The 24,020-nt window shown below is 64.5% G+C and carries 25 protein-coding genes; 11 read left to right on the forward strand and 14 right to left on the reverse strand.

From position 1 onward, the window contains the following. Positions 1-3: 3 nt before the first annotated feature. From HF675_RS03270 to sctU, 9 genes are read left to right on the forward strand one after another with little or no spacing between them, the layout of a single operon-like run. The gene (locus tag HF675_RS03270; RefSeq protein ID WP_111736367.1) at positions 4-855 is read left to right on the forward strand and encodes an EscD/YscD/HrpQ family type III secretion system periplasmic domain-containing protein; all 852 of its coding nucleotides are present in this window, start codon (positions 4-6) and stop codon (positions 853-855) included. Then, on the forward strand, positions 855-2,222 hold the full coding sequence (gene sctN / locus HF675_RS03275) for a type III secretion system ATPase SctN (RefSeq protein ID WP_370569826.1): 1,368 nt from the start codon (positions 855-857) through the stop codon (positions 2,220-2,222). Before HF675_RS03270 ends, sctN begins: the two co-directional genes overlap by 1 nt. Continuing rightward, positions 2,200-2,661, forward strand: coding sequence for a type III secretion protein (locus HF675_RS03280; RefSeq protein ID WP_160029849.1), 462 nt, complete (start codon positions 2,200-2,202; stop codon positions 2,659-2,661). The genes sctN and HF675_RS03280 overlap by 23 nt, the downstream gene beginning before the upstream one ends. Then, a complete protein-coding gene (locus HF675_RS03285; RefSeq protein ID WP_187044032.1) occupies positions 2,658-3,347 on the forward strand; it encodes a type III secretion system HrpP C-terminal domain-containing protein in 690 nt (229 codons plus the stop codon). Before HF675_RS03280 ends, HF675_RS03285 begins: the two co-directional genes overlap by 4 nt. Beyond that, positions 3,344-4,396 (forward strand): FliM/FliN family flagellar motor switch protein, encoded by a 1,053-nt coding sequence (locus HF675_RS03290; protein ID WP_187044033.1) that lies wholly within the window; start codon positions 3,344-3,346, stop codon positions 4,394-4,396. The genes HF675_RS03285 and HF675_RS03290 overlap by 4 nt, the downstream gene beginning before the upstream one ends. Positions 4,397-4,400: 4 nt before the next feature. Then, positions 4,401-5,054, forward strand: a complete 654-nt coding sequence (sctR, locus tag HF675_RS03295) for a type III secretion system export apparatus subunit SctR (protein WP_187044034.1) — start codon at positions 4,401-4,403, stop codon at positions 5,052-5,054. A 7-nt stretch (positions 5,055-5,061) separates the two neighbouring features. Then, entirely contained in the window at positions 5,062-5,322 is a 261-nt protein-coding gene (gene sctS / locus HF675_RS03300; protein WP_015673951.1) for a type III secretion system export apparatus subunit SctS, read from the forward strand. Next, entirely contained in the window at positions 5,322-6,137 is an 816-nt protein-coding gene (sctT, locus tag HF675_RS03305) for a type III secretion system export apparatus subunit SctT (RefSeq protein ID WP_187044035.1), read from the forward strand. The genes sctS and sctT overlap by 1 nt, the downstream gene beginning before the upstream one ends. Further along, positions 6,130-7,224 carry a type III secretion system export apparatus subunit SctU gene (gene sctU / locus HF675_RS03310; protein ID WP_111736373.1) on the forward strand — a complete coding sequence of 365 codons (1,095 nt, stop codon included), beginning with the start codon at positions 6,130-6,132 and terminating at the stop codon, positions 7,222-7,224. The genes sctT and sctU overlap by 8 nt, the downstream gene beginning before the upstream one ends. Before the next feature lie 19 nt (positions 7,225-7,243). Here sctU and HF675_RS03315 read toward each other — a convergent pair whose 3' ends face one another. From HF675_RS03315 to HF675_RS03365, 11 genes are all read right to left on the reverse strand, one after another. Beyond that, positions 7,244-7,666, reverse strand: a complete 423-nt coding sequence (locus tag HF675_RS03315) for a type III secretion system chaperone (protein WP_255427328.1) — start codon at positions 7,664-7,666, stop codon at positions 7,244-7,246. Positions 7,667-7,682: 16 nt separating this feature from the next. Further along, positions 7,683-12,662, reverse strand: a complete 4,980-nt coding sequence (locus HF675_RS03320) for an AvrE-family type 3 secretion system effector (protein WP_187044037.1) — start codon at positions 12,660-12,662, stop codon at positions 7,683-7,685. A gap of 59 nt (positions 12,663-12,721) precedes the next feature. Next, positions 12,722-12,910, reverse strand: a complete 189-nt coding sequence (gene hrpT / locus HF675_RS03325; protein WP_111736376.1) for an HrpT family type III secretion system protein — start codon at positions 12,908-12,910, stop codon at positions 12,722-12,724. A gap of 10 nt (positions 12,911-12,920) precedes the next feature. Next, on the reverse strand, positions 12,921-14,966 hold the full coding sequence (gene sctC, locus HF675_RS03330; RefSeq protein WP_111736377.1) for a type III secretion system outer membrane ring subunit SctC: 2,046 nt from the start codon (positions 14,964-14,966) through the stop codon (positions 12,921-12,923). 78 nt (positions 14,967-15,044) lie between these two features. Beyond that, a complete protein-coding gene (locus HF675_RS03335) occupies positions 15,045-15,272 on the reverse strand; it encodes an HrpF protein (RefSeq protein ID WP_111736378.1) in 228 nt (75 codons plus the stop codon). A 76-nt stretch (positions 15,273-15,348) separates the two neighbouring features. Beyond that, complete coding sequence (gene sctL, locus HF675_RS03340; protein WP_187044038.1) at positions 15,349-15,963, reverse strand: type III secretion system stator protein SctL; 615 nt, start codon at positions 15,961-15,963, stop codon at positions 15,349-15,351. Beyond that, positions 15,950-16,531: a serine kinase gene (locus tag HF675_RS03345; RefSeq protein WP_111736380.1), complete on the reverse strand. Its 582-nt coding sequence runs from the start codon at positions 16,529-16,531 to the stop codon at positions 15,950-15,952. Before HF675_RS03345 ends, sctL begins: the two co-directional genes overlap by 14 nt. Beyond that, positions 16,528-17,298, reverse strand: a complete 771-nt coding sequence (gene sctJ / locus HF675_RS03350) for a type III secretion system inner membrane ring lipoprotein SctJ (RefSeq protein ID WP_111736381.1) — start codon at positions 17,296-17,298, stop codon at positions 16,528-16,530. Before sctJ ends, HF675_RS03345 begins: the two co-directional genes overlap by 4 nt. A gap of 5 nt (positions 17,299-17,303) precedes the next feature. Beyond that, a complete protein-coding gene (locus tag HF675_RS03355) occupies positions 17,304-17,657 on the reverse strand; it encodes an EscI/YscI/HrpB family type III secretion system inner rod protein (protein ID WP_111736382.1) in 354 nt (117 codons plus the stop codon). Between the two features lie 65 nt (positions 17,658-17,722). Then, entirely contained in the window at positions 17,723-17,980 is a 258-nt protein-coding gene (locus HF675_RS03360; protein WP_105232584.1) for a hypothetical protein, read from the reverse strand. A gap of 130 nt (positions 17,981-18,110) precedes the next feature. Next, positions 18,111-19,070: a sigma 54-interacting transcriptional regulator gene (locus HF675_RS03365; protein WP_232251601.1), complete on the reverse strand. Its 960-nt coding sequence runs from the start codon at positions 19,068-19,070 to the stop codon at positions 18,111-18,113. A 590-nt stretch (positions 19,071-19,660) separates the two neighbouring features. Here HF675_RS03365 and HF675_RS03370 point away from each other — a divergent pair. Further along, positions 19,661-20,443 carry a hypothetical protein gene (locus tag HF675_RS03370; protein WP_187044039.1) on the forward strand — a complete coding sequence of 261 codons (783 nt, stop codon included), beginning with the start codon at positions 19,661-19,663 and terminating at the stop codon, positions 20,441-20,443. 4 nt (positions 20,444-20,447) lie between these two features. Further along, a complete protein-coding gene (locus tag HF675_RS03375) occupies positions 20,448-21,428 on the forward strand; it encodes a hypothetical protein (RefSeq protein WP_187044040.1) in 981 nt (326 codons plus the stop codon). A 63-nt stretch (positions 21,429-21,491) separates the two neighbouring features. Here HF675_RS03375 and HF675_RS03380 read toward each other — a convergent pair whose 3' ends face one another. From HF675_RS03380 to HF675_RS03390, 3 genes are all read right to left on the reverse strand, one after another. Next, positions 21,492-22,403, reverse strand: coding sequence for a lytic transglycosylase domain-containing protein (locus HF675_RS03380; protein ID WP_111736385.1), 912 nt, complete (start codon positions 22,401-22,403; stop codon positions 21,492-21,494). Positions 22,404-22,478: 75 nt separating this feature from the next. After that, positions 22,479-23,447, reverse strand: a complete 969-nt coding sequence (locus HF675_RS03385) for a hypothetical protein (RefSeq protein WP_187044041.1) — start codon at positions 23,445-23,447, stop codon at positions 22,479-22,481. Between the two features lie 160 nt (positions 23,448-23,607). Beyond that, the gene (locus HF675_RS03390) at positions 23,608-23,994 is read right to left on the reverse strand and encodes a thioesterase family protein (protein ID WP_105232578.1); all 387 of its coding nucleotides are present in this window, start codon (positions 23,992-23,994) and stop codon (positions 23,608-23,610) included. Positions 23,995-24,020 lie beyond the last annotated feature (26 nt).

Below are 24,020 nucleotides of genomic sequence, written 5' to 3' on the forward strand. Positions count from 1 at the left end.
CGGATGTTTGAGCTGCGCGTACTGTCCGGCTACCACTGTGGCGCCGCCTTGCCTCTCAGCGGCGCGTCGTGGCGCATCGGCGGCGATCCGCAGGCCGATCTGCGCCTCGACGGCGTGGATCTGGCCGGCCTGAGTTACCTCCTGAGCCGTGATGATGAGCAGTGGCGGCTGGCTGCGGAGCCGGCGTCGCAGGAGAGCCGGACGCTGGAGGCGGATACGCCGTTCCAACTGGCCGATGTCTGGCTGTGCGTGGCCCGCGCCGAAACGCCGTGGCATGAGGCGGCGGCGCTGCCCGCCCCGCCGGAGGAAAACTCCGCGCCACCGCCGGTGGCTCGTCGCCGCCTGTCCGGCGCGATGCGCGGGCTGGTGCTGGGGCTGTTCCTGCTGCTGAGCATCACGGTCGCCAGCTGGATCCTGCAGCCGACGATGGCGCAGACCTCCGCCGGCGAGGGGCGCACCGCCAGTTGGAACAGCGTGGAGGAGCTGCGCGCGCCGCTGCAGCAACAGCTGCGCGAACGCGAACTGCTCAAACAGGTCCGCATCAGCAAGCAGGGCGACGGTCTGCTGCTGAGCGGCGAATTAAGCAAGCCGCAGATGGCGGTGTTCGAACGCATGATGGCGCGCTTTTATGCGCACTACGGCGCGGCGGCGCCGGTGAAAACCGCGGTGCGGCCGCAGGAGAAAAAACTGCCGTTCCGCATCGTGCAGATCACCACCGGCCAGCGGGCCAATATCGTCACCGAAGACGGCCAGCGGGTGTTTATCGGCGATGAGGTCGCCGGCCTGCGGCTGGCGGCGATCACCGACGATCGGATCGAATTCAGCGGCCGCGATCCGCTGACGGTGAAATGGTGATGACGGATTTTTCTGGCGGGATCGCCGCATGGGCCGATCGTCAGCGGCGGCGTCTGCAGCAGGCGGATGCGGTAACGGCCTACGGCCGGGTGACCGGCATCAGCGGCATCCTGCTTGAGTGCAGCCTGCCGCGCGCGCGCATCGGCGATCTGTGCCGTATCACGCGCAGCGCGCAGGAGAGCGTGCTGGCGGAAGTGGTGGGCTTTAATCCGCAGCATACGCTGCTGTCGGCGCTGGGGCCGCTGGACGGCATCGCCCGCGGCGCACGGGTGACGCCGCTGTGGCTGCCGCACAGCATCAGCGTGTCCGATGCGCTGCTCGGCAGCGTGCTGGACGGCTTCGGCCGCCCGCTGGATGAACAGAGCGTTGGCGCCTTTGCGCTGCCGGGGACGGGCGTTGATACCGTGCCGGTGGTGAGCGATGCGCCGCCGCCGACCGCGCGTCCGCGTATTGCCCGGGCGCTGCCTACCGGCGTGCGCGCCATCGACGGGCTGCTGACCCTTGGCGTCGGCCAGCGGGTCGGGGTGTTTGCCGGCGCCGGCTGCGGCAAAACCACGCTGCTGGCGGAGCTGGCGCGCAACACGCCCTGCGACGCGATTGTCTTCGGCCTGATCGGCGAACGCGGCCGTGAACTGCGCGAGTTCCTTGACCACGAGCTGGATGAGACGCTGCGCAGTCGCACGGTGCTGGTGTGCGCCACCTCGGACCGCAGCAGCATGGAACGTGCGCGTGCGGCCTTTACCGCCACGGCGATTGCCGAAGCGTTCCGCGCGCAGGGGAAAAGCGTGCTGCTGATCCTGGACTCGCTGACCCGCTTTGCCCGCGCCCAGCGCGAAATTGGTCTGGCGCTGGGCGAGCCGCCGGGACGCGGCGGGCTGCCGCCGTCGGTTTATACCCTGCTGCCCGGACTGCTGGAGCGGGCGGGGCAGACCATGACGGGCAGCATTACCGCCCTGTATTCGGTCCTGATTGAAGCAGATTCGATGAACGACCCGGTGGCGGACGAAGTGCGTTCGCTGATCGACGGCCATATCGTGCTGACCCGCCGGCTGGCGGAGCGCGGCCACTATCCGGCCATCGACGTGCTGGCCAGCCTCAGTCGCACCATGAGCAACGTGGCTGAGCGGGCGCAGATCGCCGACGCCACCCGGCTGCGCCGCCTGATGTCCGCCTGGCAGCAGGTGGAGATGCTGATCCGGCTGGGGGAATACGAGCCGGGGCATGACGCGATGACCGACGCCGCGGTGGAGGCGCAGGGCGCGATCAACGGTTTTTTACGCCAGGAGACGCGCGATCCCTGCGACTGGGAAGAGACTTTGCAGCAACTGACGGAGGTAAGCGGCTATGCGCCAGAACAGAAACAGTGATCACTCGCCGCCGCCGGACGACGGCGATCGGGCGCTTGGCCAGGCGCTGGAACTGATGCTGCCGATCCGCCGCCAGCGTTTGCAGCGCAGCGAGCGCCGGCAGCGGCGGGAAGAGCAGCAGCTCAGCGCCTGCCGGCGGCAGCTGCAGCAGACGCAGCACCAACTGGAAGCCACGCGGCAGGATTATCAGCAGCGACGGGCGCAGTTCGACCAGCGTTATTTAGGCAGGCAGCCGCTGGAGCGTCTGCAGCACGGCCTTGAGGACGAACGCAGCGCGGCGGCGTCGGTGGACGCCGGCCGGCAGCAGCTGCTGGCAGACCAGCGGCGCAGTGACGAGCAACAGCAGAAACTGCAGGCGGCGCAGGCCGAGACGCGCCGTCGCCAGCGCGAGCTGGAGAAACTGGAGTGTCTGCTGCGGGAAGAGGGGGGCGCGCCATGATTTCCCCGACGCAGCATGAACACCGTGCTTCAGCCCGCGCACGCGAAAAAGAGCGGGAGCGCGAACCGCAGCGGCCGGCGGCGCAGCGGCGGCAGGATGCGGCGGCACGCCAGCCGCGCGACGAGCACGGGCCGGCCCATGATGTGCATCATCCGCTGCGCAAGGCGCGTCCGGGGGCGAAGAACGTGGCCGAGCGCGGCCGCGCCACGGCGGAACGGCCGGTGAGCGGCGGGCTGCCGGCGGCCAGGCGCGATGAAGAGAATTCCGCGCCGACGCCGGACGGCAACCTGTTCAGCATGCTGATGGAACACGATACGCCGGCATTTCCCGGTGCGCTGCACGTTGCGCCGCACGCCGCCGCCACCCCGCATGCTGCGGCGACGCCGGAAAGCGCCGCCTCTGGCGCGCCGATGGCGCTGTGGCAGCCGCTGGAGAATGAGCTGGACCGGGCGTTGGTCAATCCGCCGGCCGGCCCGGTCTCCGTCACGCTGCTATTGCCGCGCTTGGGGGATGTGGACGCCCGTTTGCAGGCGCTGCCGGCGGGCGGCTGGGACATCGCGCTGCGCTTTGCGCCGGCGGCGCTGGAGGCGCTGGCGGCCCATGAGGAGCGCTGCCGCCACTCGCTGCGCCGCCGTCTGGCGTGCCGGGTGCGCCTGCGCTTTGAGCAGCGGGGGTATCAGCCATGAGCACGCCGCTGAAGCTGCGGCGGCAGAGCGCCGCCGAGGCTCGGCTACGCGGCCTTCTCGGCCACGGGCTGCGCCTGGCTTTTCAGCTGGGCGAGAGCGTCGGCGAACTGCGTATTGAGCCGGCCGCCGGCGAGCGGCAGGCGGCGGAAACGGCGCTGCGCTGTATGGCCGGCCCGCTGTGGCTGAGCGACGCGGAAGGCGTCTGCGCGCTGCTGTCCGACTGCCCGGCACTACCAACCGCCAGCGACGAGGACGACCTCTGGTACTGGCCGCTGTTCAATCACGCGCTGAGCGCGCAAATCCGTGCGCTGTTCGGTGAACTGAACGCCGCCGACGGCGCACCGCCCGCCGGTGCGTTTGGCGTACGGCTGACGGTGACGCTGGGCGACCTGCGGGCGCAGAGCGCGCTGACGGCGGCGCCCGAGGTGTTGTGCGCCCTGCTGGCGGCGCCGGGCTGGCAGGGCATCGTCAACGACGCCCTGACGGCGCTGCCGCTGACCTTACCGTTTTGCGTCGGTGCGCTGACGCTTTCCCTCGCGGAACTGACGCGCCTGCAGCCGGACGATGTGCTGCTGCCGCGCGAGGACACATTCACCCCGCACGGTGCGGGGACGCTGCGCTTTGCGCACTTCCGGGCCCAGGGCGAACTGGTTGGCGCGGAAGGGCGAAGCACTGGTTTTTATCTTACCGATCTGGAGACAACATCCGTGACATTTCCCTACAACGACAACGAGACAGAAAGCGACGTACAGGACGAGAGCGGCATGGAACGGCGTATTGATGCGGAGCCGGCCGGCGTGACGCTCGACCCCCTGCCGCTGGCGCTGACCGTGCGCTGTGGGCATCTGCATCTGACCGTGGGCGATCTGCAGCGTCTGGCGCCCGGCGCCACCATTATGGTGGATCACGTCCAGCCCGGCGAAGCGCTGCTGTGTCACGGCGACTACCCGCTGGCGAAAGGCGAACTGGTGGATGTGGAGGGGCGGCTGGGGCTGCAGATTACCCATATGCTGCCGGGCAGCGTCAATCCGCTGGGGCAGGGGCACTAAGGCTATGGAAGCGCAGTCGCTCAATCCGATGATGCTGGCGCTGTTTCTGGGAGCGCTGTCGCTGGTGCCGATGCTGATGATCGTCTGTACCTGTTTTCTCAAGATTTCCATGGTGCTGCTGCTGACGCGCAACGCGATGGGCGTGCAGCAGGTGCCGCCGAATATGGCGCTGTACGGCATCGCCCTCGCCGCGACGCTGTTTGTGATGGCGCCGGTGTTTAACGATATGAGCCAGCGGCTTAAGGCGATGCCGCTCGATTTCAGCAATATGGAGCGGCTGGAGTACACCTTCGGCAACGGCGCCGAACCGCTGAAGGCGTTTATGACGCGCAATACCGACCCGGATATTCTGACGCACCTGCAGGAGAACGCCGCGCGCATGTGGCCGAAAGAGATGGCGCAGTCGCTGACGCCGCAAAGCCCGCTGCTGGTGATCCCGGCGTTCGTGCTGTCCGAACTGCAGAACGGCTTCAAGATCGGCTTTCTGATCTTTATTCCCTTCCTGGTGCTGGATCTGATCGTCTCCAACGTGCTGCTGGCGCTGGGGATGCAGATGGTGTCGCCGATGACGGTCTCGTTGCCGCTGAAGATCCTGCTGTTTGTTCTGGTCAGCGGCTGGACCCGGCTGCTGGACGGCCTGTTTTATAGCTATCTGTGAGGCGGCGATGGATATACTGAGCTTTTTTCGTCAGGCGATGCTGCTGGTGGTGCTGCTCTCCGCGCCGCCGCTGATCGTCGCGGTGCTGGTGGGGGTGATCACTTCGCTGCTGCAGGCGGCGATGCAGCTGCAGGATCAGACGCTGCCGTTCTGCCTGAAGCTGGTGGCGGTAGGGGTGACGCTGGCGCTGACCGGGCGCTGGCTCGGGGTGGAGCTGCTGCAGCTGACGCAGAACGCCTTTGCCATGATGTCGCGGGTCGGCGGCTGATGCTGTGGGGCGACCTGCTGGATCAGCTGTTTCAGTATCTGCTGGCGCTGCTGTTGGGCATGGCGCGCATCTTTCCCTGCGTGTTGCTGACGCCGATCTTCTCCTTCAACGTGATCAAAGGCGTGCCGCGCGCGGCGATCGTGGCGGCGTTGGCGCTGTTTATCGCGCCGGCGCTGCAGGCCGAGATCGCCGCCGGCCCGCCGCCGCTGCTGACGCTGACGGCGCTGGGGCTGAAAGAGATGATCCTCGGCGCGCTGCTCGGGCTGGTGCTCGGGCTGCCGTTCTGGATGATGGAGTCGGTCGGGGCGCTGTTTGACAACCAGCGCGGCGCGCTGATGGGCGGCCAGCTCAACCCGCTGTTGGGGGCGGACGTGACGCCGCTGGGCCACCTGATGCAGCAGTCGATGATCCTGCTGCTGATGGTGGGGCCGGGGCTGGGCACCATCACCCAGGTGCTGTGGGACAGCTACCGCCTGTGGCCGGCGCTGGCGTGGATGCCGCTGCCGGGCGAACAGGGCTGGGGCGTCTGGCTCGGCCTGCTGAAAACCACCTTTGTCGATATGGTGCTGTACGCCGGCCCGCTGGTGGCGCTGCTGCTGCTGATGGATTTCGCCGTCGGCATCATCAGCATCTACAGCCCGCAGATTCAGGCCACGGTGCTGACCATTCCGGTGAAGTGCCTGCTGGGGCTGCTGTTTTTCGTCTTGTACCTGCCGGTGCTCAACCACCTGGCGGGCGAACGTCTGTTTGAACTGCGCGATCTGAGCGCCATTCTCGGCACGCTGCTGCAACCGGCGGGAGGATCCGATGGCTGAAAAAACCGAACAGGCCACGCCGCAGAAGCTGCAGGAGTCGCGGAAAAAGGGACAGGTCGGCCAGAGTCAGGATATCCCGAAGCTGCTGATCTCGATCGGCATTCTGGAGACGATCTTTGCGCTGGTGGAGAGCGGCATGCAGCGCATGGAGTCGATGATGCTGCTGCCGCTGTTGCGTCTGCGTGACCCGTTCGGCCATGCGATGGAGGAGGTGATCGCCGACTCGCTGCTGGTGTTGGCGCTGTTTTCCGCCATCGTCTGCAGCATCGCGCTGCTGCTGCGGGTGCTGGGGGGCTGGATCCAGTTCGGCCCGCTGTTCTCGGTGGAGGCGCTGCTGCCGAAGCCCGAATCGCTCAACCCGGTGAACCAATTCAAGAATATGTTTTCCGGCCGGCAGATGGCGCAGTTGCTGACCAGCATTATCAAGGCGGCCGCCATCGGCCTGGTGCTGTGGCTGTCGCTGGCGCCGGAGATGGGCAACCTGGCGCGCCTGGCGCAGAGCACGCTGGACGGTTTCTGGCACGGCGTGCTGCAGCTGTTTATCAGCTGCGCGCGCCGGGTGCTGCTGGTGCTGTTGGCGCTCAGCCTGATGGATTTCGGCGTGCAGCGCTTCTTCTTCCTCAAGCAGCAGCGGATGAGCCACGAAGATATCCGCAACGAATATAAGCAGAACGAAGGCGACCCGCATATGAAAGGGCACCGGCGTCAGGTGGCGCAGGATATCCTGAACGAAGAGCCGAGCGCGGCGCGCAACGTGGCGGTGGAAGAGGCCGACGTGCTGCTGGTCAATCCGACCCACTACGCGGTCGGGCTTTATTACCGTCCCGGCGAAACGCCGCTACCGCGTCTGGTGTTCAAGGCGCACGGTGACGATGCGCACTATCTGGTGGATCAGGCGCAGCGCGCGCATATTCCGGTGGTGCGCTATATCTGGCTGACGCGCACGCTGTACCGCACCACGCCGGAAGGCAGCTGGATCCCGCGTGAGACGCTGAAGGCGGTGGCGCAGGTCTACCGCCTGCTGCGTGAGCTGGAGGACAGTTACCTGAACGAAGTGATTGAGCTGGAAGAGGAGCCGTTTCCGTAACGGCTCCCCGGGGCAGGGGTCAGGCGACGGGGCGCAGGCGTTCCAGCAGATCCGGTATAAAGTCGCGCACCTGGTGGCCGCGTTCGATAAAACCGTTGAGCAGCAGGGCAAAACCGGCGTGATCCAGCTGGCTCAGCGCGCTGCGGCCGCACAGGCGCAGGTTACGCTCTTGATCCAGCGCCAGCCAGCAGCCGTCCATCGCGCCGATCTCAAAGTTCATCGTCAGCAGCGTCTGCAGCATGGCCGGCGTTTGCCAGGCCGGATCGGCGGGCAGAATCTGGCAGTGCAGCATCAGCATCTCGCCCGGCGGCGGCAGTTCCAATACCGCCAGCTCCCGGCCGCGCTCATCCTGCAGGGCGCAGACGCCGTTTTCCATGTGCAGTTCGGTGTGCAGGCTCGCGCCGTAGCGGGCCAGCAGTTTTTGTATGTAGTGCGTTTCCACAGATCTCTCCTCGGGTTTATGCATCTTTCAACAGTCGCCCCTGCGCCCACGCCCGGTTGAGCGGTTCGCTTAACGCAGCGTTCTGACGGTCGGCGAGTTCGCCTTCAAGGCTGTAGCTCAGCGGCGCGCTTTGATCGACGCCGTAGCTGAAGCTGATCTTGCCCAGCTTGCGCTCTTTCTCGATGCTGACATTACTGCCGCCGCCGATCAGAAAGCGTGGGGACATGATGCCGTCGCCCTTGGATTTACTTTCGACAAAAGCGATGGATTTGATGCGCATCTTGCTGCGATCCTGCAGCTGCCGTTCGAGATCCTGGCGCTGGATATTGCCGTGCAGCCAGCTTTCCACCAGCTCTCTGCGGTCTTCATCTTTCAGTTCCAGCGTCACCTCCGCCTTGGTGTCGGTGCTGAGCTGCATCTGGCCGATCAACCCGGCGAGGCGCGGATCCTGCGCCATCATGGCGCCGATGCGGTTGGCGTTACTGTTGGCGTGGTTGTCGTCCTGCATCTCAAAGCGGAAAGCATCATGGATCCAGTGCGGCAGGCTGTTGCTGTCCAGCTTGGCCAGGTTGTTGTAGGTGGATTGATACTCCAGCGCGCCGGGCAGCGGCACCTTGTTATCCATGGCTTCGCGCTGGTGGATCAGTTTCTGCAGATCGCGGATCGCCGCATGCTGGCTGTTGTTCAGCGTTTTGGCGCCAAGCAAATGTTGGAGGAAGTGGTCGTTCAACACCGCCAGCTTGGCCTTTGGCGAGGTGTCACCGGCGCTGTCCTGCACCGTGGCCAGCACCCGGGCGTCGGCCGGGCCGGTGAAGGCCTTGCCGAGGGTTTCCGCAATCTTGTCGATATGGGTGTGATCCAGCGTATGCGGTTCCGCCAGCTCCATATTGATTTTCTTTTTGGTGCGGCCGTCAAAGGTGTAGCGCGCCGCCAGCGCACTGGTTGCCATAATCGGCTCGCGCGCATGTTCGGTTTTGCTGCTGACGCCGACGGGCACCATAATGCGGGCGTCCAGATTGCCCTGATTCAGATAGCGTACCCGGTTGTCGCTGTGGCTGACTTTGCTGCCCTCCGCATTGTGCGCATCGCTGCGTTCGCGCTGGCCGTGCAGCAGATTGGCGCCCGCCGCCAGACCGCCGCCGAGGCGCGCGCTGGCGACGTTGGCGGTCTCGTTTTTGTTGGTCATCGGCAGGCCGAGACTGGCCTGCGCCGAGGCGTTGATATCCAGACTCAGGTTCCAGACGTTGCCGTTTTTCACCTTGTGATCGATGGCCTTGTCCAGCATATCCATCGGCCTGAGCTGGTTGGTGGTCAGCTGCTCCAGAAACTGCGGCAGCTCGTTATCGCTCAGGCTGAAGGTCATGCTGTTTTGCGACTGGCGCTGCAGGTTCAGCGGCAGCGATGCGCCGAAGCGCACCACCGGCGACAGTTTGTGGTTGCCGTCCGGGCCGAAATTCAGGCTGTCTTCATTCAGGTGGCCGGTCAGCACGTTGACCCCGGCGGCGCCGAACACGTTCAGGCTGCCGCCGCCGTTGCGGGCGACGGTCACCGTCAGTCCCGTTTCTTCACGGGTAAAAGCCAGGCTGTAGTCGCGGTCAAGATTCACCCGCGCGCCGACCGAGCCGATGATCTGGTCGCCGGGAAGGGTGACGCTGGAGACAAAGCCGCTGTGGCCGTTGCCGAAGGTCAGCGCTTCGCCGTTTTTCAGCGCCAGCAGCTCCTTGCCGAGCCGCTGCGTCAGCTCCTCGCGGTTGCCGGTCTGGAACAGCGTGCTGGCGGTGACGTAGGTGCCGTGGTGCTGCTTGGAGAAGGCCTTGACCGTTCTTTTCATGCCGTCGTAATAGGCCTCAAGCTGGCGGGTATTCTGGAAGCCCTGATCGGACAGTTTCTTCACCGGGTGCTGATCCCACTGTTCGTCGCGGAGGTTACGCACGGTGTCGCGCAGGGTGTTCAGGCGCTGCGGGTCGGACGCCGGGGCGGACTGACAGTCGCTCAGCGCCTGGTACAGCTTTTCCTGCGTCAGCAGATCGAGAAACAGGCGTGATTTCAGCAGGCCGATATCGTCGTGGTAGTCGCGTTCGTCCTTCAGGTGGTTGATCACCACGCGGTTATTCTCCATGGCGCTCAGGGTTTGCAGCGCGTCCTGCGCCGATTGCGAACCGTGGTTGCCCAGCAGATGCCGCAGGGTGCCGGCCAACTGCGGATCGCGCTGGCTGTGGCGGTTGAACTGGCCGCTGCGGGTGTGCTGCAGTTTTTGCGGGTTGTCGATCACCCGGTTGTGTTCATCCACTACGCCGTAATGTTTGCCCACCGCGGCGCTGTGCAGGTTCAGACTGCGCCCGAGCATCTCGCCGAAGCCGGCGATCTCTTTGTGCAACTGCTGGTGTTGTGCATCGGCGCTCTGTCCCAGCCCCAGCGCGTCGAGGCGCGTCTCCAACGTTGGCAGGCTGTTGAGTTCGGTGGTGCTGCCTGCGGACGGCGCCGGTTTGCCGGCGATCTCGACGGAGAGCTGCTGCTGGGCCCGGTAGCAGGGTCTCAGCCCGTCACGGCCGCTGGCGCGGTGGATAATTTCATTGCCGAGGTTTTTCAGCGGTCGCGGCATTTTGCCTTGCGGCTTGAACAAGAAGGCCTGCATGCGCTTTTTAAACGGATTGTTCACCTGGCGCGTATTGTTGCCGCTGGCGCCGAACACCTCATATTCTCGCTTATAGGTAATGCCGGTTTTGGGGATGCGGCCGCTTTTGCCGCTGGCGTCCAGCCGGTCGAAGGTCTGCTGCGAGGCGTCGTTTTGGTAGGAGGCCGGCGCGGTATCGTCGGTGGTCTGCCAGCTGCCGTTGTGCCAGGTGGCGGAGTGGCCGCTGTCATCCGCCGCCACCAGCCGGCCCTGTGCATCGTTGTGCAGACTGGTGAGCCGGCCGAGATCCGGCGGTGGCGTCACCGGCTGCCAGGCGGTAGCGCCCTCATTCTGTTGGCCGCCTCCCGGACGCAGCGCCGGCGGCAGCCAGCTGCCCGGCGCCAGACTGAACAGCTGTCCGCCGCCGGTCAGGCCGAACAGCTGATGGCTGGCATTGCCGGCCAGATCTTTCAGCCTGTTGTCCGGCGTCCGGGCGTCGGGCAGTCCCTCGCTGCCAATCGGCCGCGGCGGCATGCGCTCGCGGCGCAGACCGGGGATGATTTGGTGCAGCTGCACCCGGCCGTCTTCGTTCAGCGAGGCCAGACGTCCGTTGCCCAGCGACGTGACGGTTTGGGTCTTGCTGTTTTTGTCCAGCCCGGTCAGGGCGAGATCGGCCTCCACGCTGTTACGTACCCGCGTAAGGTGAAACAGGTTGTTCTGGAGGGAAGCCTTGTTGCCGGCCTGATTGATCTTCAGCGGTTTGACTTCGCCGTCCTCCACTTTATACGCCTGGCCGTCGTGGCCGCGGATCAGACGCTCGGCCTTTTCGCCGCTGGCCTCCCAGTGGCCGGTAACTTCATCGCGAAAGTGCACCTTGCCTTCAATCAGCGCCAGCTTGCCGAGCCGGCCCAGATCGACGACGTTGTGCGGCAGCGGTGTGCTGAGGCGCAGCCCTTTCTGATAATCCATCACCATGCTGTCGCTCAGGTTCCAGCCGGGGGTGACGCCGGTGTCGTCCAGCTGGCAGCTGAATTCGTGATTGTGACGGTTCTTCACCACGGCGTGGATGCGATCATCGCCGTCGTTCAGCAGCGCGGTCAGCTGTGCGTCGGGGTCGGAGAACAGATGGCGAATTTGGGTATCGCGGCCGTCTTGTTCCAGCTCCAGAGTCGGCGGTATTTCACCGTCCGGCAGCGCGGCGCGGTGCAGGCGACCGCCGTCGTCGAACGCCAGCAGTTCATTGCCGCGCAGGGCGATGGCGGCAGGATAAAACGGCTGCGGTTCGCCGCTGCCTTCGCGAGCCAGCTGCAACTGCAGCGGCTGCGGCGCGCCGTCCGCGCCCGCCGGGCGAAACAGCAGCTGTTGTTTGCCGGCGGCTTTGTCCGCCGTCAGCGCCAGCAGCGCACCGTGGCGGTTGAGCGCATAGGCGGAAACTTTCTGACTGAATGTATGTTCGGTGCGGCCGGTGCTGAGGTTCAGCAGCTGTTTATCGTCCTGCAGCGCAAACAGCTGGCCGTTGCCCTGGCGGCTGAGCTGGCTGAAAGGTTTGGCGTCGATACCATGCATCGGCTGCCATTCGGCAGGGAGTTCCGATGTGTATTGGTATAGACGATCGCCGTACAGGCGCAACGCTTGCTCGTCCTGGCCGGTGTGGTAGATACCGGTGAGTTTTTCCCGCAGCGCCTGCGCCGGCTTGGCGACCGTCTTCGGCTCGTCGCCGCCCCAGCTGACGCTGCCGTTATTGCCGGCGACGGGCGTCTGCTGCGGCGGTACCGATAGCCGGTGGGTGAAGGCGGTAAACGCCAGCGGATCTTCGTGCAGATGAATCAGCCGGTTTTGCCGGTCGAGCAGCGTATGGCCGTGCTCATTACCGTTGCCATGCCAGCGGTAGCGCTGGTTATTGGCGTTGAGGGTGTTTTCCAGCAGCGGGCCTAAGGCTTCGCCGGCGTTGATATCCAGCGTGCCGTTATCCCGGCGGCTTAGCCCCGTCAGCTGGGCGGTGGGCGCCTGAGACTGCCACTGGTGTTGAGTGCTGCGCTCCAGCCGCCGGCGCTGCGCCTGCTTTTGCGCCAGCGTCGTCTGCTCCTCCGGTGTGACGGCCGGCGGTTCTTCACTGGCGCCGTCGATGCCGCCGAGCCGACCGTTGAGCTGCACCGCCCAGTTGCCGGACTCACGGGAGAGTTGAGGGAGCTGCGGCGCGGCGTTCTGGCGCTGGCGCAGGCCGGCCGGAGGGCGGGATGGTGAAGACAGGGGCGCGCGCTGCGTTGACGGCGCGGTGCTACCGCGGACGGTGTTGCCGCCGCTGCGGGCGGCGTTTTCGTCGCCCGTCCGCCGCACCCGATTGAATAAAGCGCCGATGCTGCCGCTGATTGACGTCGTCATAGCCTCTCCTTTATCGCAGATAGTCGCCGAGTGCGGAGGGCGGGCCTCCGCAACCGCCGTCAGGGGTTAACCTGTACCCGGGTGTAATCCGTCGGACCGTTGCGCAGGTCCGGCTGCCACCAGATGGTCAGACTGTTGTCGCCGGACTGCGGCCGGCAGTCGACGCTGGCGCAGCCTGGCGGCGCTTTCGGGGCGCAGGCGGCGAGCAGCATGGCCGCCAGCAGGACGGCGATAAATCGGATAACCATGTTCTTCTCCTTAGCGGGCGCTGGCGATCAGGGAGGTGCGTCCCGGCCTGACCACGGCATTTTTTTCAAACGCGACGTACACCTCGACCGACTCGCCGGGGCGCAGCTGTGAATGCGGCCAGGCGGCGACGGCGAGGGTGCGGTCGCTGCGGCAGGCGGCTTCATCAAAGCGTCGGGTGACGTTGCTGGTATTGGTGATCACCCCGACGGCGATCTGCACCGAACGGTTGCCGTACCACTGGTGGCGCTGCGCATCGTTGCTGAAGCCGGACGGGATGCGGCACAGCGTGCTCAGCGTCTGGCCGCTGCCGCCGGCCGTCATGCCGCTGGGCTGACGGTTTTCCGCCAGATCGCGCAGGGCAGACTCCAGCATGCCCTTCATATCGGTGTACTTGTGGCGGCGGTTGATCTCACCCATGGCGTTGTTCAGCTGATCGCGGTTTTCGCTGGCGATATAGCGGGAAGGATCCACCTGATCGCCCACCAGATGCGGCGTGATGATAAACAGCCGCTCGCGCTGCGAGGTTTCATGCTGCGAGGTGGTGAACAGTTTGCCGATCAGCGGAATGCTGCCGAGGATCGGAATGCGCCGTTCATGATCGCCGCTCTCTTTGGTGTGGAAACCGCCCATCACCAGCGAACGTTTCGCCTGCACCAGCGCCTGGGTGCTGATGGCGCCGTTGCGGGTGCCTTCGGCGTCGCCGTCGTCGTTTTTGTTCAGCTTGCCGTCTTCGACGTCGACGATCAGCTGCACCGACGAGCTGGCGCTGCTCTTCCCGCCGATGGCGCGCGGCGTGACGCGCAGGCTGGTGCCGGCGGTGACCGCCTGGATATCCGCCACCCGCTCGCCGATGGCGCGCACAAAGGCGGTGTCGCTGAAATCGATCACCGCCGGCTGGTTTTCCAGCGTCATGATCGACGGGTTGGCGATAATCGACGCGGTGCCTTCCCCCTCCAGCGCCTGGATATCGGCAAAGAAGCGGCGAAAATCGGTGACGAACAGCGTGCTGGGGCCGGAGAGCAGCGTCGAACCGCCGGTGACGTTGCCGAACTGGCCGGCCCAGCTGCTCGACAGCCGCGCCATCTCGCTGCGATCGATATCGACGATCAGCGCATCGATCTCGATCAGTTTCTGCGGCACGTCGATCATGCTGACCAGCGACTGATAGGCGCTGCGGTACGCCGGCTTATCGCGCACCAGCAGGGCGTTGTTGCGCACGTCTGCCGAGACTTTGCCCGCCATGTTGCCGAGCGGATTTTTATCACCGGCGCGGCCGTGGCCGGTGCCGCGCCCCACCAGCTGGTTCAGAATGCTCTGCGACTGGCTGCGCATCTGGTCCATTTCGCTTTCGCCGCCCTGAGTGCTGTTCATGCCGCTGGCGCTCGGGCTGCTGTTTTGCCCCAGCAGTTCATTGAGGATGGTGGCCACCCCCGGCACCAGCAGGGTCTGATCGCGGTATTTGATGGTGCGGTCGGCCACCGAGGCGTACTTCAGCGGGAACGACATCATCTCTTTATTATCGTCCTTGGGCTTTTCCGATTTTTTGGTGAAGTCGGCGATCATGGCGACATATTCCGGCGGCCCGGTGACCAGCACCACGCCTTCGTCCGGCAGTTCGCCCCAGCCGAAGCGCGGATCGAGCAGGCCGACGCCTTTCAGCGCCTGTTTGATATCCGGCGCCGCATCGGGGGAGATTTCCAGCCGTCGCGACACCTGCGCCGACTGCGCGCTGACGTAGAGCGTGTCGTTATAGACAAACCATTGAAAACGGTACTCCAGCGCCAGCCGGTTAAGAAACGCCTCCGGGCTGCCGGAGCGCAGCTTGCCGGTGATATTGGCTTCGGGCAGGGAGCTGTCATACAGCGTGACGCCGAAGCTGTCGGCAAAGTCTTCCAGGATGATGCTCAGCGGCGTGTTGTCGGCGGAATAGGCGTAAGCGCCGTTCTTCCACTCGCCGGGCGTAGCGGCCAGTGCGGCATTGAGGCCGGCGCACAGCAGCAGCGCCGCCAGCGCCAGACGTCGCAGGTTAGGTATCGCGGGCAGGGTTAGCACCACTCCTTACTCCTTGCAGTCCATGGTTGAGATGATCTCTGACGATAAAAAAACGGCAGCATGGCGCTGCCGGGGTGTGGGTTAATTAATGGCGTCGATAATCGCTTTACGCATGCCGAATTTGAACTGCGTGTACTGCGAACTGGCCCAGCTGGTGTTGGACATATCCTGCAGTTGGTTCTGGAAGGCATACATATCGCTGAGGCTGTAAGGCTCGCCCGACATCTCTTTGGCGAACTGGTAAGTCTCGTTGTGGCTGCGGCTGGCGGTGCTGCTCAGGCGGCGCTGCAGTAAATCGTCGGAATACATAACGGGCTCCTCTGGATGTAAGGTTCCTCGTTGAGTGGCACACGCCGCGCGGCGGTTCCATCCTTCAAAAAATTCTTCAGCCGGCCACGCTCTCCGCCGCACCCAGCGCCTGACGCAGCGCCTGCCAGCTGATATGCAGCTCGCCCTGTTCGGTGGTCAGCAGCAGGGTGTCCGGCGGCAGCGAGTCGTCGATCGCCGGATGCCAGCGCAGTTCCGGCCGCTGCGTCAGCCAGTGCGCCACCGCCGCGTGTCGTTCGCCATGGCTGTACAGCGTGGCGGCGACGGCGGACGGCTGTTTGGCGCGCAACTGCTCCAGCAGAATGTCCAGCTGCCCGGCCGGCGGCACCTGCTCCAGCAGGCGGCCGAGCGCCTGCGCCAGCAGCGCGTCGGCGGCGTCGAGCAACTGCTGCTGCTCGGCGCGGCGCTGCTGCTGCCAGTCGGCGAACAGCGTCCGGGCCTGCTGCCAGAAGGTCTCCTGTGCGCCCGCCAGTAATGCGTCGCGCTCTGCCGCTGCCTGTTGCTGCAGCGCTTCGGCCTGCGTCTGCGCCGCGTCTAGCAGGGCCTGCGCCTGGCGTTCGGCGTCGGCGATCAGCGTTTCGGCCTGATGGTTAATGGCCAGCGCGTCGCGGCTGAGCAGGGCGACCTGCGGCTCAGGCGGCTGGCGCAGAGAGATTTTTCTAAGTTGCCACATGCGGATGCTCCTCGCCGTCTTCCGTCAGCGTGCGCTGACACTGCCACAGCGCCGCCTCCCACAGCGGCTGCAGCCGCCGGGGTTCCAGCGCCGGCGATGACGGCGGGCAGCGGCAGACGTCGTGATGGTCAAACGCCATGCGCAGGCGCGGCCAGCAGTCGGGGTAGCGCGCCTGCAGCAGCGTCAGGCTGGTGACCGCCGGCGTCTGGCCGACGGACGGCGTCGGCAGCCAGCTTTCCGGCCGCAGCCCTTTGGCCAGCCGGCGACACCAGATTTTCAGTTCGCCGGGCAGCGCCGTCCCGCCGGTGCAGATTTCAGCAACCAGCGCCAGCAGCAGCGAGCGGGCGTCGTCGTCAAGGGCGAGCAGCGTCAGCAACTGCGGCTGCGGCCGAGGCAGCGCCGCGTCCGCCACCCCGAGCCGCCGACGCAGCGCCGCGCCGCGCACCCGCGCCAGAGCGGCGGCCGGTGCGGGGAACGGCAGCGCCTGACGCCAGCTGGGGTGTGCGTCGCGCCAGAAGCCGCTGTGCCACCAGTCGAGCCAGCGCAGCGTGGCATCGATGTCGCTCATGAGGCTTTGCCCGCGTTCGGCGTTGCGCCTTTTTTCGCCGAGCGCCGCAGCGCGACGATGCCGAGGCCGATCAGCAGCAGCAGGCTCAGCACGCTGAACAGCGTTTTCACCAGCGAATACTGGCCGGGCGTCAGGGCGAAGGGGCCGAGGTTGACCACCGGCGTCTGGTCACGCCAGGCCCTGGCGGGTACGAAGACGATCGCCAGGTCTTTATCGTCCCGCCCCACCAGGCCGGGAATGCTGGTGGCCACCAGACGGCGGATACGCGGTTCAATGCTGTCGGGATCCAGAGAATCGGCGTATTTGATAAACACCGACGCCGAGGCCGGCTGCACCGGCTCTCCCGGCGCGATGCGCTCCGGCAGCACCACGTGCACCCGGGCGACCACCACGCCGTCAATCTGCGCCAGCGTCGACTCCACCTCCTGCGACAGGGCGTAGATATAGCGGGCGCGCTCTTCCATCGGGCTGGAGATCACGCCGCTTTTCTGAAATACCTCGCCCAGGTTGGTGCGCGCCTTGCGCGGCAGGCCGGCGGCATCAAGGATGTTCACCGAGCGTTCGATATCCGCCGCCGCGACCAGTACGGACACGCCGCTTTTTTCTACGCGTTTGTCGGCGGCGATATGGTAGTGATTCAGCGCGGCGACAATGTCGTTGGCATCGCTCTCGGACAGGTTGCTGTTGAGCACGGTTTCATCGCCGCAGCCGCTAAGCAGCAGGGCGAGCGCGGCTGCCAGCAGGTATTTCACCAGTGATTGTCCCATAGCCGTTACTGTAGGTTAGTGAGTTTATCCAGGGTTTGCGTGCCCTTGGCGATGATCTTGGCGTTCATCAGGCTCTGAATGTAGTAATCGGACAGCGCGGCGTTCGCTTGGCTGAAGTCCGTCGGGTTGCTGGAGCGGGACGCGACTTCCAGGTTGCGGAACGCCTGCTGCTGCGCGCGCTGGTTATCGCTGATGGCGCCGCCGAGGCCGCTCAGCAGGCTCTCCTGGCCGTCGCCGGCCGGCGCGTTGAGCGCGGCGCTGAAGGCGTGGATATCGTCCTGATTGGCGTCGGCGGTGTCGGCGGCCGGAGAGGTGAGCGGGGCGCCGGTCAGTGACGGGCCGTTATGGGATATTTTCATCGCAGATTCGCCTGTAGCAAGAGGGGAAAAGCAGGAGGACGCGGCTGCGCCCTCCCGGCGCGGCATCAGTACTGAATTTTGACCTGCGCGGCGGCGGAGCCAGCCTGGGCCGCGCTGTCGGCGATGCCGTTGATGCGCTGGTTTTCCGCATCCAGTTTGGCCTTGTCGACCTGGTTTTGCTGCATTTCCGCCTGCACGCCCTGCATCTGGCTCATAAAGCTGCTGCCGCTGCTGGCGCCGGCGAGTTTGGTGGCGAAGCCGGCGCCGCCGGTAATGCCGTTGGCCAGAGTGGTGCCGAGCGATGGTAATGACATCAATTTCATAACGTTTCCTCTCATATCATTGGATGATAATACGGGTACTTCACGGATTGAGTGGCGGAAGAGAGGAGGCGGTTCCGGCGGCGAGCGATTTTTTTTCCGGCGACCCGCCGCGCGACGGCGGCGTGGTTCGTCAGGCGTGAATATTGAGCTGTTTCAGGCGGTGATAGAGCGTGCGGCGCGGGATGCCCAGCTCGTGCACCACGTCGTCGATGCGGTGGTCGTGGCGGTTCAGACAGTCGTGGATCAGGCTGCGTTCGATGCGCTTGAGGCGCTCTTTCAGCAAGACCGTGCCGCTCTCCTGCGGCAGCGCCTGATTGAGCGGCGGCAGGCCGAGGATAAAGCGTTCGGCCGCCGCCTTCAGCTCGCGCAGGTTGCCGGGCCAGCAGTGCAGCAGCAGCGCTTCGTCCAGCGCGGTGCTGCGCGGCGGGTGCGGCATGCCGAGCCGCAGCGCCGACTCGAGAGCGAAGCGGCGGAACAGCGGAATAATCAGTTCGGGACGCGAGCGCAGCGTGGGTGTTTCCAGCTTGATGGTGTTCAGGCGGAAGCAGAGATCGCGGCGGAAACGGCCGCTCTCCACCAACTGCTCCAGCGGCGTCTGTGAGGCGGCGATCACGCGCAGATTGAGGCTGATTTGTTTGGTGCTGCCGAGGCGCGTAATGGTGCGGGTTTCCAGCACGCGCAGCAGTTTGGCCTGTACCGTCGGCGGCATGCTGTCGATTTCATCGAGGAATAAAATGCCGTTGTTCGCCGTTTCGATATAGCCGGCGCGGGCGTGACTGGCGCCGGTGTAGGCGCCGGGTTCGACGCCGAACAGCTCGCTTTCGGCCAGATTTTCCGGAATGGCGCCGCAGTTGACGGGAACCAGCGGTCCGTTGCAGCCTGAGAGTTCATAAATACGCCGGGCCAGCGTGTCTTTGCCGGTGCCGGTTTCCCCTTCGAGCAGGATATCCACGTGCAGCGGGGCGACGATTTTGGTTAACTTATGCAGGTAACTGTGAATATCGTCGGCCGCGTGCGGCGTCGCGCCGGAGGCGGACGCGTGTGAGGCGTGATTTTCCCTGGCGCAATCGGCCGGTGCCCGAGCGGGCATTCTGGAATCAACAGGCTTAACCATAACTTCTCCGATTATTCTAAACCAGCGCGATCCCGCAGGTTACGCTGGTTTAATTGTTGAGCTTCCTGAATCTTTTTTTGACGACGCAAGACTGACAAAACATTACAAAGTATTAGCGTTTGGCTACTTTCCTCTATTGCCTTCCCCTACAGCTATCAGTCCAGGATGATTGTTCGGTAGTCCTTTTCCTGCTTTTTGTAGTCATTTCCCTACAGGGGGCGCAGAAACGCCCGTGAGTACGCTGCTTGAGCGTATGCCCCGCCATCACTGCGCTGTCAGATGAATTTTTTATGTCTGCGTCCTGCGTCACGCCGAAATTCGGCAAATAGGGAACCCAAGCCGGCGTCGTGACACTCAGCTAGCGAGCCTCAGCCCATCAATCGCCAAAAATGTCAGGAAATTGTAAGTATGTTCTGGCGGGGAAAGCTCGATACTTTTGCAGTTTTAATGATTAACCGGAGGTCTTATGAACGCGAGGTTGACTGGCAGTATGGCTGGAGAACGGAACGTCCGCGCGCCCGCAACGGGCGGTGCCGGTTTGATGCAAAACAGAGGAGGGTAACCTGATGACACTCAATATATCCGGTTCAGGCGTTGGCATGCCGCTGGTGGGGAATCTGATCGAACGTGCCAACGAAAACGTAGAAAAAATTGAACAGGCCATCTCGCTGCCGCAGCAAAACAGTGCGGTGAAATTCAGCAATGCCAACAATGCGGCGTTTATGCAGCAGATGCCGGCGCTCGGGGAAGAGGCGCAGCCCGCGCAGCAGGGCGGGCTGATGCAGAAACTGCTGATGCTGATCGGGCTGCAGCAGCTGTTGGGCGGCAATGGGACGCAGCCGGCCGAGCAGTCGCCGCGCCAGTCGGAAAACAGCGCGCCTGCCGGGCAGTCGTCAGCGTCAGGCGGCGTGGGCGGGGTGATCCAGCAGGTGATGCAAATGATGCAGCAGCTGATGCAGATGATCCAGCAACTGACGGGCGGCAAAGGCGCGCAGAGCGCTGACGGCGTGCAGAACGGTCAGAACGGTGGACAAACGCAGCCGGCCCGCAGTCAGCCGGAGACGCCGGCCTCCGGCGGGCAGTCTCAGGGCGGCGTGAGCGGCCTGGTTCAGCAGCTGATGCAGATGATGCAGCAACTGATGCAGATTATGCAGCAGCTGGCGGGCGGCGGGCAGAAGGCCGCGCCGTCAGGTGAGAACGGCAACGCAGAGTCTGGCGGATCCGCTCAGCCGGCACAGCAGCAGGGCGACGGCAATATGCTGAGCAAACTGCTGGGTTCGGTGCTGCAGATGGTCGGGTTGGACGCGCTGATGTCGAAACTGGGCGGCACGCAGAACAACGGAGGCTAACGTTATGGTGAGCAATATCTCCGGCCAGGGGGTGTTTCCCCGTCAGGCCGGCCAATCGCTGGAGAACCCGGCAGAGGGCCTGAGTGAAACGCTGCAGACGCCGCAGCTGCGCATCGGGACGGTGAATTTCGGCAATGCGCCGGCGCAGCAGGCGGAGCAGCCGGAAGCGATGTCGCAGAGCGGCGGGCTGTTCCAGCAGTTGCTGATGCTGATCGGTCTGCAGTCGCTGCTGCAGGGCCCGCAGGCGGATATGTCGGCGATGTTTGGCGGCCAGGGCGTCAGCGAGACGGAAAAGGACACCAGCGTGCCGCCGACCGATGACAACCTGCAGGGACGGCCGCCGGGGGATACTCGTAGCGCGCAGGAGATTATCGATGCCAACCCGGTGCTGAAGAACCTCGGTGACCAGAAGGATATCAAGCGCGATGAGCTGAAGCAGCGTTTTGGCGACTGGACCGAGGATAACCCGGATCCCGCCAGCCGCGCCGACGCCGCTTACAATATGGCGCGGGTGCTGAACAGCATCAAAGGGCTGAATAACCGCGAGGGCGGCTCCCGCGGCGACTTGGCGGACAACGGCAAGATTGACGGTATCACCAAGGACGGCGACGCCCGCCACGGCACCGAAGCCGGCGTGTTGAAAGATATCGCCGAACAGGGGCTGAAGGCTTTGCCGAGCAACGGCAACCTGCCGCAGACCAATGACAGTCACGTGCGGCTGGACGGCACCAACAAGGATAACTTCCAGTGGGCGATGGGCGAGATCGGCAAGGCGCTGTCCAATATTCCGATCCTGAAGTCCGTGCTGGCGCCGATGTTCAACAATATGGGCGAGGCCCGTGGCCTGGGTGATGTGTTTACCGGTGCGCTGAAGGGGATTGGCGAGGGGGCGATGAGCGCCGCTCGTGGCCCGGTCGGCTGGGCGATGACGGCGGCGACGGACACCGCGCAGATTGTGATAGATAACGTGAAAAATAAGAAATAGCCGTTAAGGCACCGGGGAAAGCGCCCCTGTACGGCAACGTGCAGGGGCTTTTTTTTGCGTGCATCAGGCCGGCAGTTCGCCCTGGCCGGTTTTGATGATATTGGCGAAGTTCAGCACCTTATCGACGTAGGTGGCGTCGCCGGTGCCGGTTTTGGAGATATCGCTCAGGTCGTTGAGGTTGACGTTGTTCGGGCCGGAATTGTAGGCGCGCAGCGCCGCACCCATGTTGCCGTCAAAGGCGTTCAACTGCTCTTTCATATACAGCGCGCCGGCCATAATGTTGTCCCGGGTACTGTTCGGGTTGGCGTCCGGCCCCAGCAGCCCGGGGTTCTTGCTTTGCAGATCGGCAAAGGTATTGCTGTTGACCTGCATCAGCCCGCTGTCCTGCAGGCCGTTGCCGCCGTTCACCGTGCTGGCGCCCAGGTTGCCGCGCGACTCCTGCCAGATTTGCGCCGCTAACACTTCCGCCGGCACGCCGGTCTTATCGGCGGCGTTCTGGATATCCGCTTCATACGGCTTCAGCGCGTCGGGCAGGTGCAGACTGCCGCTGCCGGCAGCCGGCGTGCTGTTCTCCGTTGCGCCGGTTGTCGGCTGGCCGCTGGCTGTCTCCGGCGTGCTTTGCGGGGTAACGCCCGGCGTTGACGCGCTGCCCTGCTGCTGCGGCGTCTGCGACCCGCCGTTCTGGCCGTTGGACAGCAGTTGCTGCGCCAGCTGCATAAACTGCGGCATGAGCTGACTGAACAGCATTTGCATCAGGGTGCCGGAAATGGCGCTTTGCAGCTGCTGTTGGATATCGCCGCCGCCGAGCAGGCTGTCCATGTTGGTGCCTTGGGCGCCGCCGTAGCTGATCGGCAATGGCGCGCCGCTGTCTGAGGCGTTAAGCACGGGTTTCTGCGACAGATTATCGCTCAGGTTGCTGAAGTCTCCGCTCTGCCCGAAGGGCTGCGGGACGGGGTTGGATGATACAGAGAGCATCGGTGTCTCCTTGGTGCGGGTGGGTATCGTGGTTGAGTGGCCGCCGTGGGACGCGGGGTCCCGCCCGGCGGTGCGTCAGGCCTTGCCGAAGGTGACGTCCAGCGTCATGGCGTCGGTATGGCGCATCGGGTTCTGGCCCTCCGGCAGCCGGTCGTCGTCCGGGTGCATATAGGTCATGCCGGTACCGAGCATGTCGGTCATAAACTGGCCGCCCTTGCGCATGGTCTCGCTGGAGCCGTCGTAGTAGCCGGCAATGGTTTTATTCCCGGCAGAATCGGTGCTGACAATGTCTGCCGGCGCGCGGTCGGCAATGCTCTGCCGATCGCCGATTTCAAATCCCTGATGATCGGTGGCGTGAATGGCGGCGTTGCGGCCATCGATATCGCTGGTATTGACGAAGCCGTTATAGAACTCCAGGCGGCTGGCGTCGTCCCGATAGTTGCCGTCGGCGTCGGCCTGCTTCAGCAGGCCGGTAAAGTCATTCTGATAACGCATCTGGCCGCTTTCTCCGGGCTTCAGGGTGATCTCGCCGACCAACTGATTGTGCTGATCAAACTGGCCGATATTGATGTCGTGATCCTGCGTATTGGTGATATTGAAGGTGCGCGGCCCGCTGCCGGCCGACGGACCGTCGGCGGCGCTTGCAGCATGGGCCGTCGGTTTGGCGGCGTTGGTTTCATTCAGCGGCATCGCGCCGCCGGACGGGGCGGCAGTATCGGTATTCTGCGGCGCTGTTTCCTGCCCGCTGCCGTTCTGGCCCTGCATCCTCCGCGCCAGCTCCGCCATCACCTGACTGAGCAGCGCGCCGATCAACTGGCTGAGCGGGTCGCCGGGGTTGGGCTGCCCGTCCGTTGACGTCGGCAGGGCATCAGTCAGCGGCGCACCGAAATTGACGCTGCTCCCGGCGCCCGGCGTGGCGAACTGCACCGCGCCGCCGCCGGCGGACTGCCGGGGAAGCTCGGCGGATGTCCAGGCATCGTCCATTGCCGGGCCGCTCTGCCATCCGGCTGCCGGGCGGTAGAAGGAAGAGATATCGACAGACATGGTGAGATCCTCGGTTGGTAAATGGCCATAGTGAGTGGCGGCAAACCGGGGGCGGGTTCCCGAGGCGGGCTGAAATTGCGGGTATGATTCAGGGCGAAGCCGGGTTGGCGGGGAAGCGTGAGGCCGCAGGGCGTGTCTGCGGCTACGTGGTTTCAGAGGATCAGGCGTTGATAAACTCGGCGATGACCGCAGGTACGCTGGGGCGGCCGTTCTCCAGGCAGGTGGCGACGAAGGTGGCGTCGGCGTAGACCTGGCCGTCAACGCGGATTTGCTGCACGAAATTCACCCGGTTGCGCTTGTCGTTTTTCGCCAGCTCACAGGTGACTTCCATCTTGTCGCCCTTGGTCAGGCTTTTGCGAAAGCGCAGGTTGTACTCCAGCACCATATACAGCCGTCCCTGCTTAAACTCCTCTTCGATATCGATGCCCAGCGCCTCTTTCATAAAGGCGTGGCGGGTCCACTCCATATAGAAGGGGTAGTAAAGACCGTCAACCACGCCCTGAAAATCGATGTGTGCTGCGTCAACTTCGTAGTGTTTTACATACATTGAATAGTCCCTTAGTGCCTGATGTG

It is taken from the genome of Serratia sp. JUb9 (assembly GCF_014298095.1).
Classification (GTDB): domain Bacteria; phylum Pseudomonadota; class Gammaproteobacteria; order Enterobacterales; family Enterobacteriaceae; genus Serratia_B; species Serratia_B rhizosphaerae.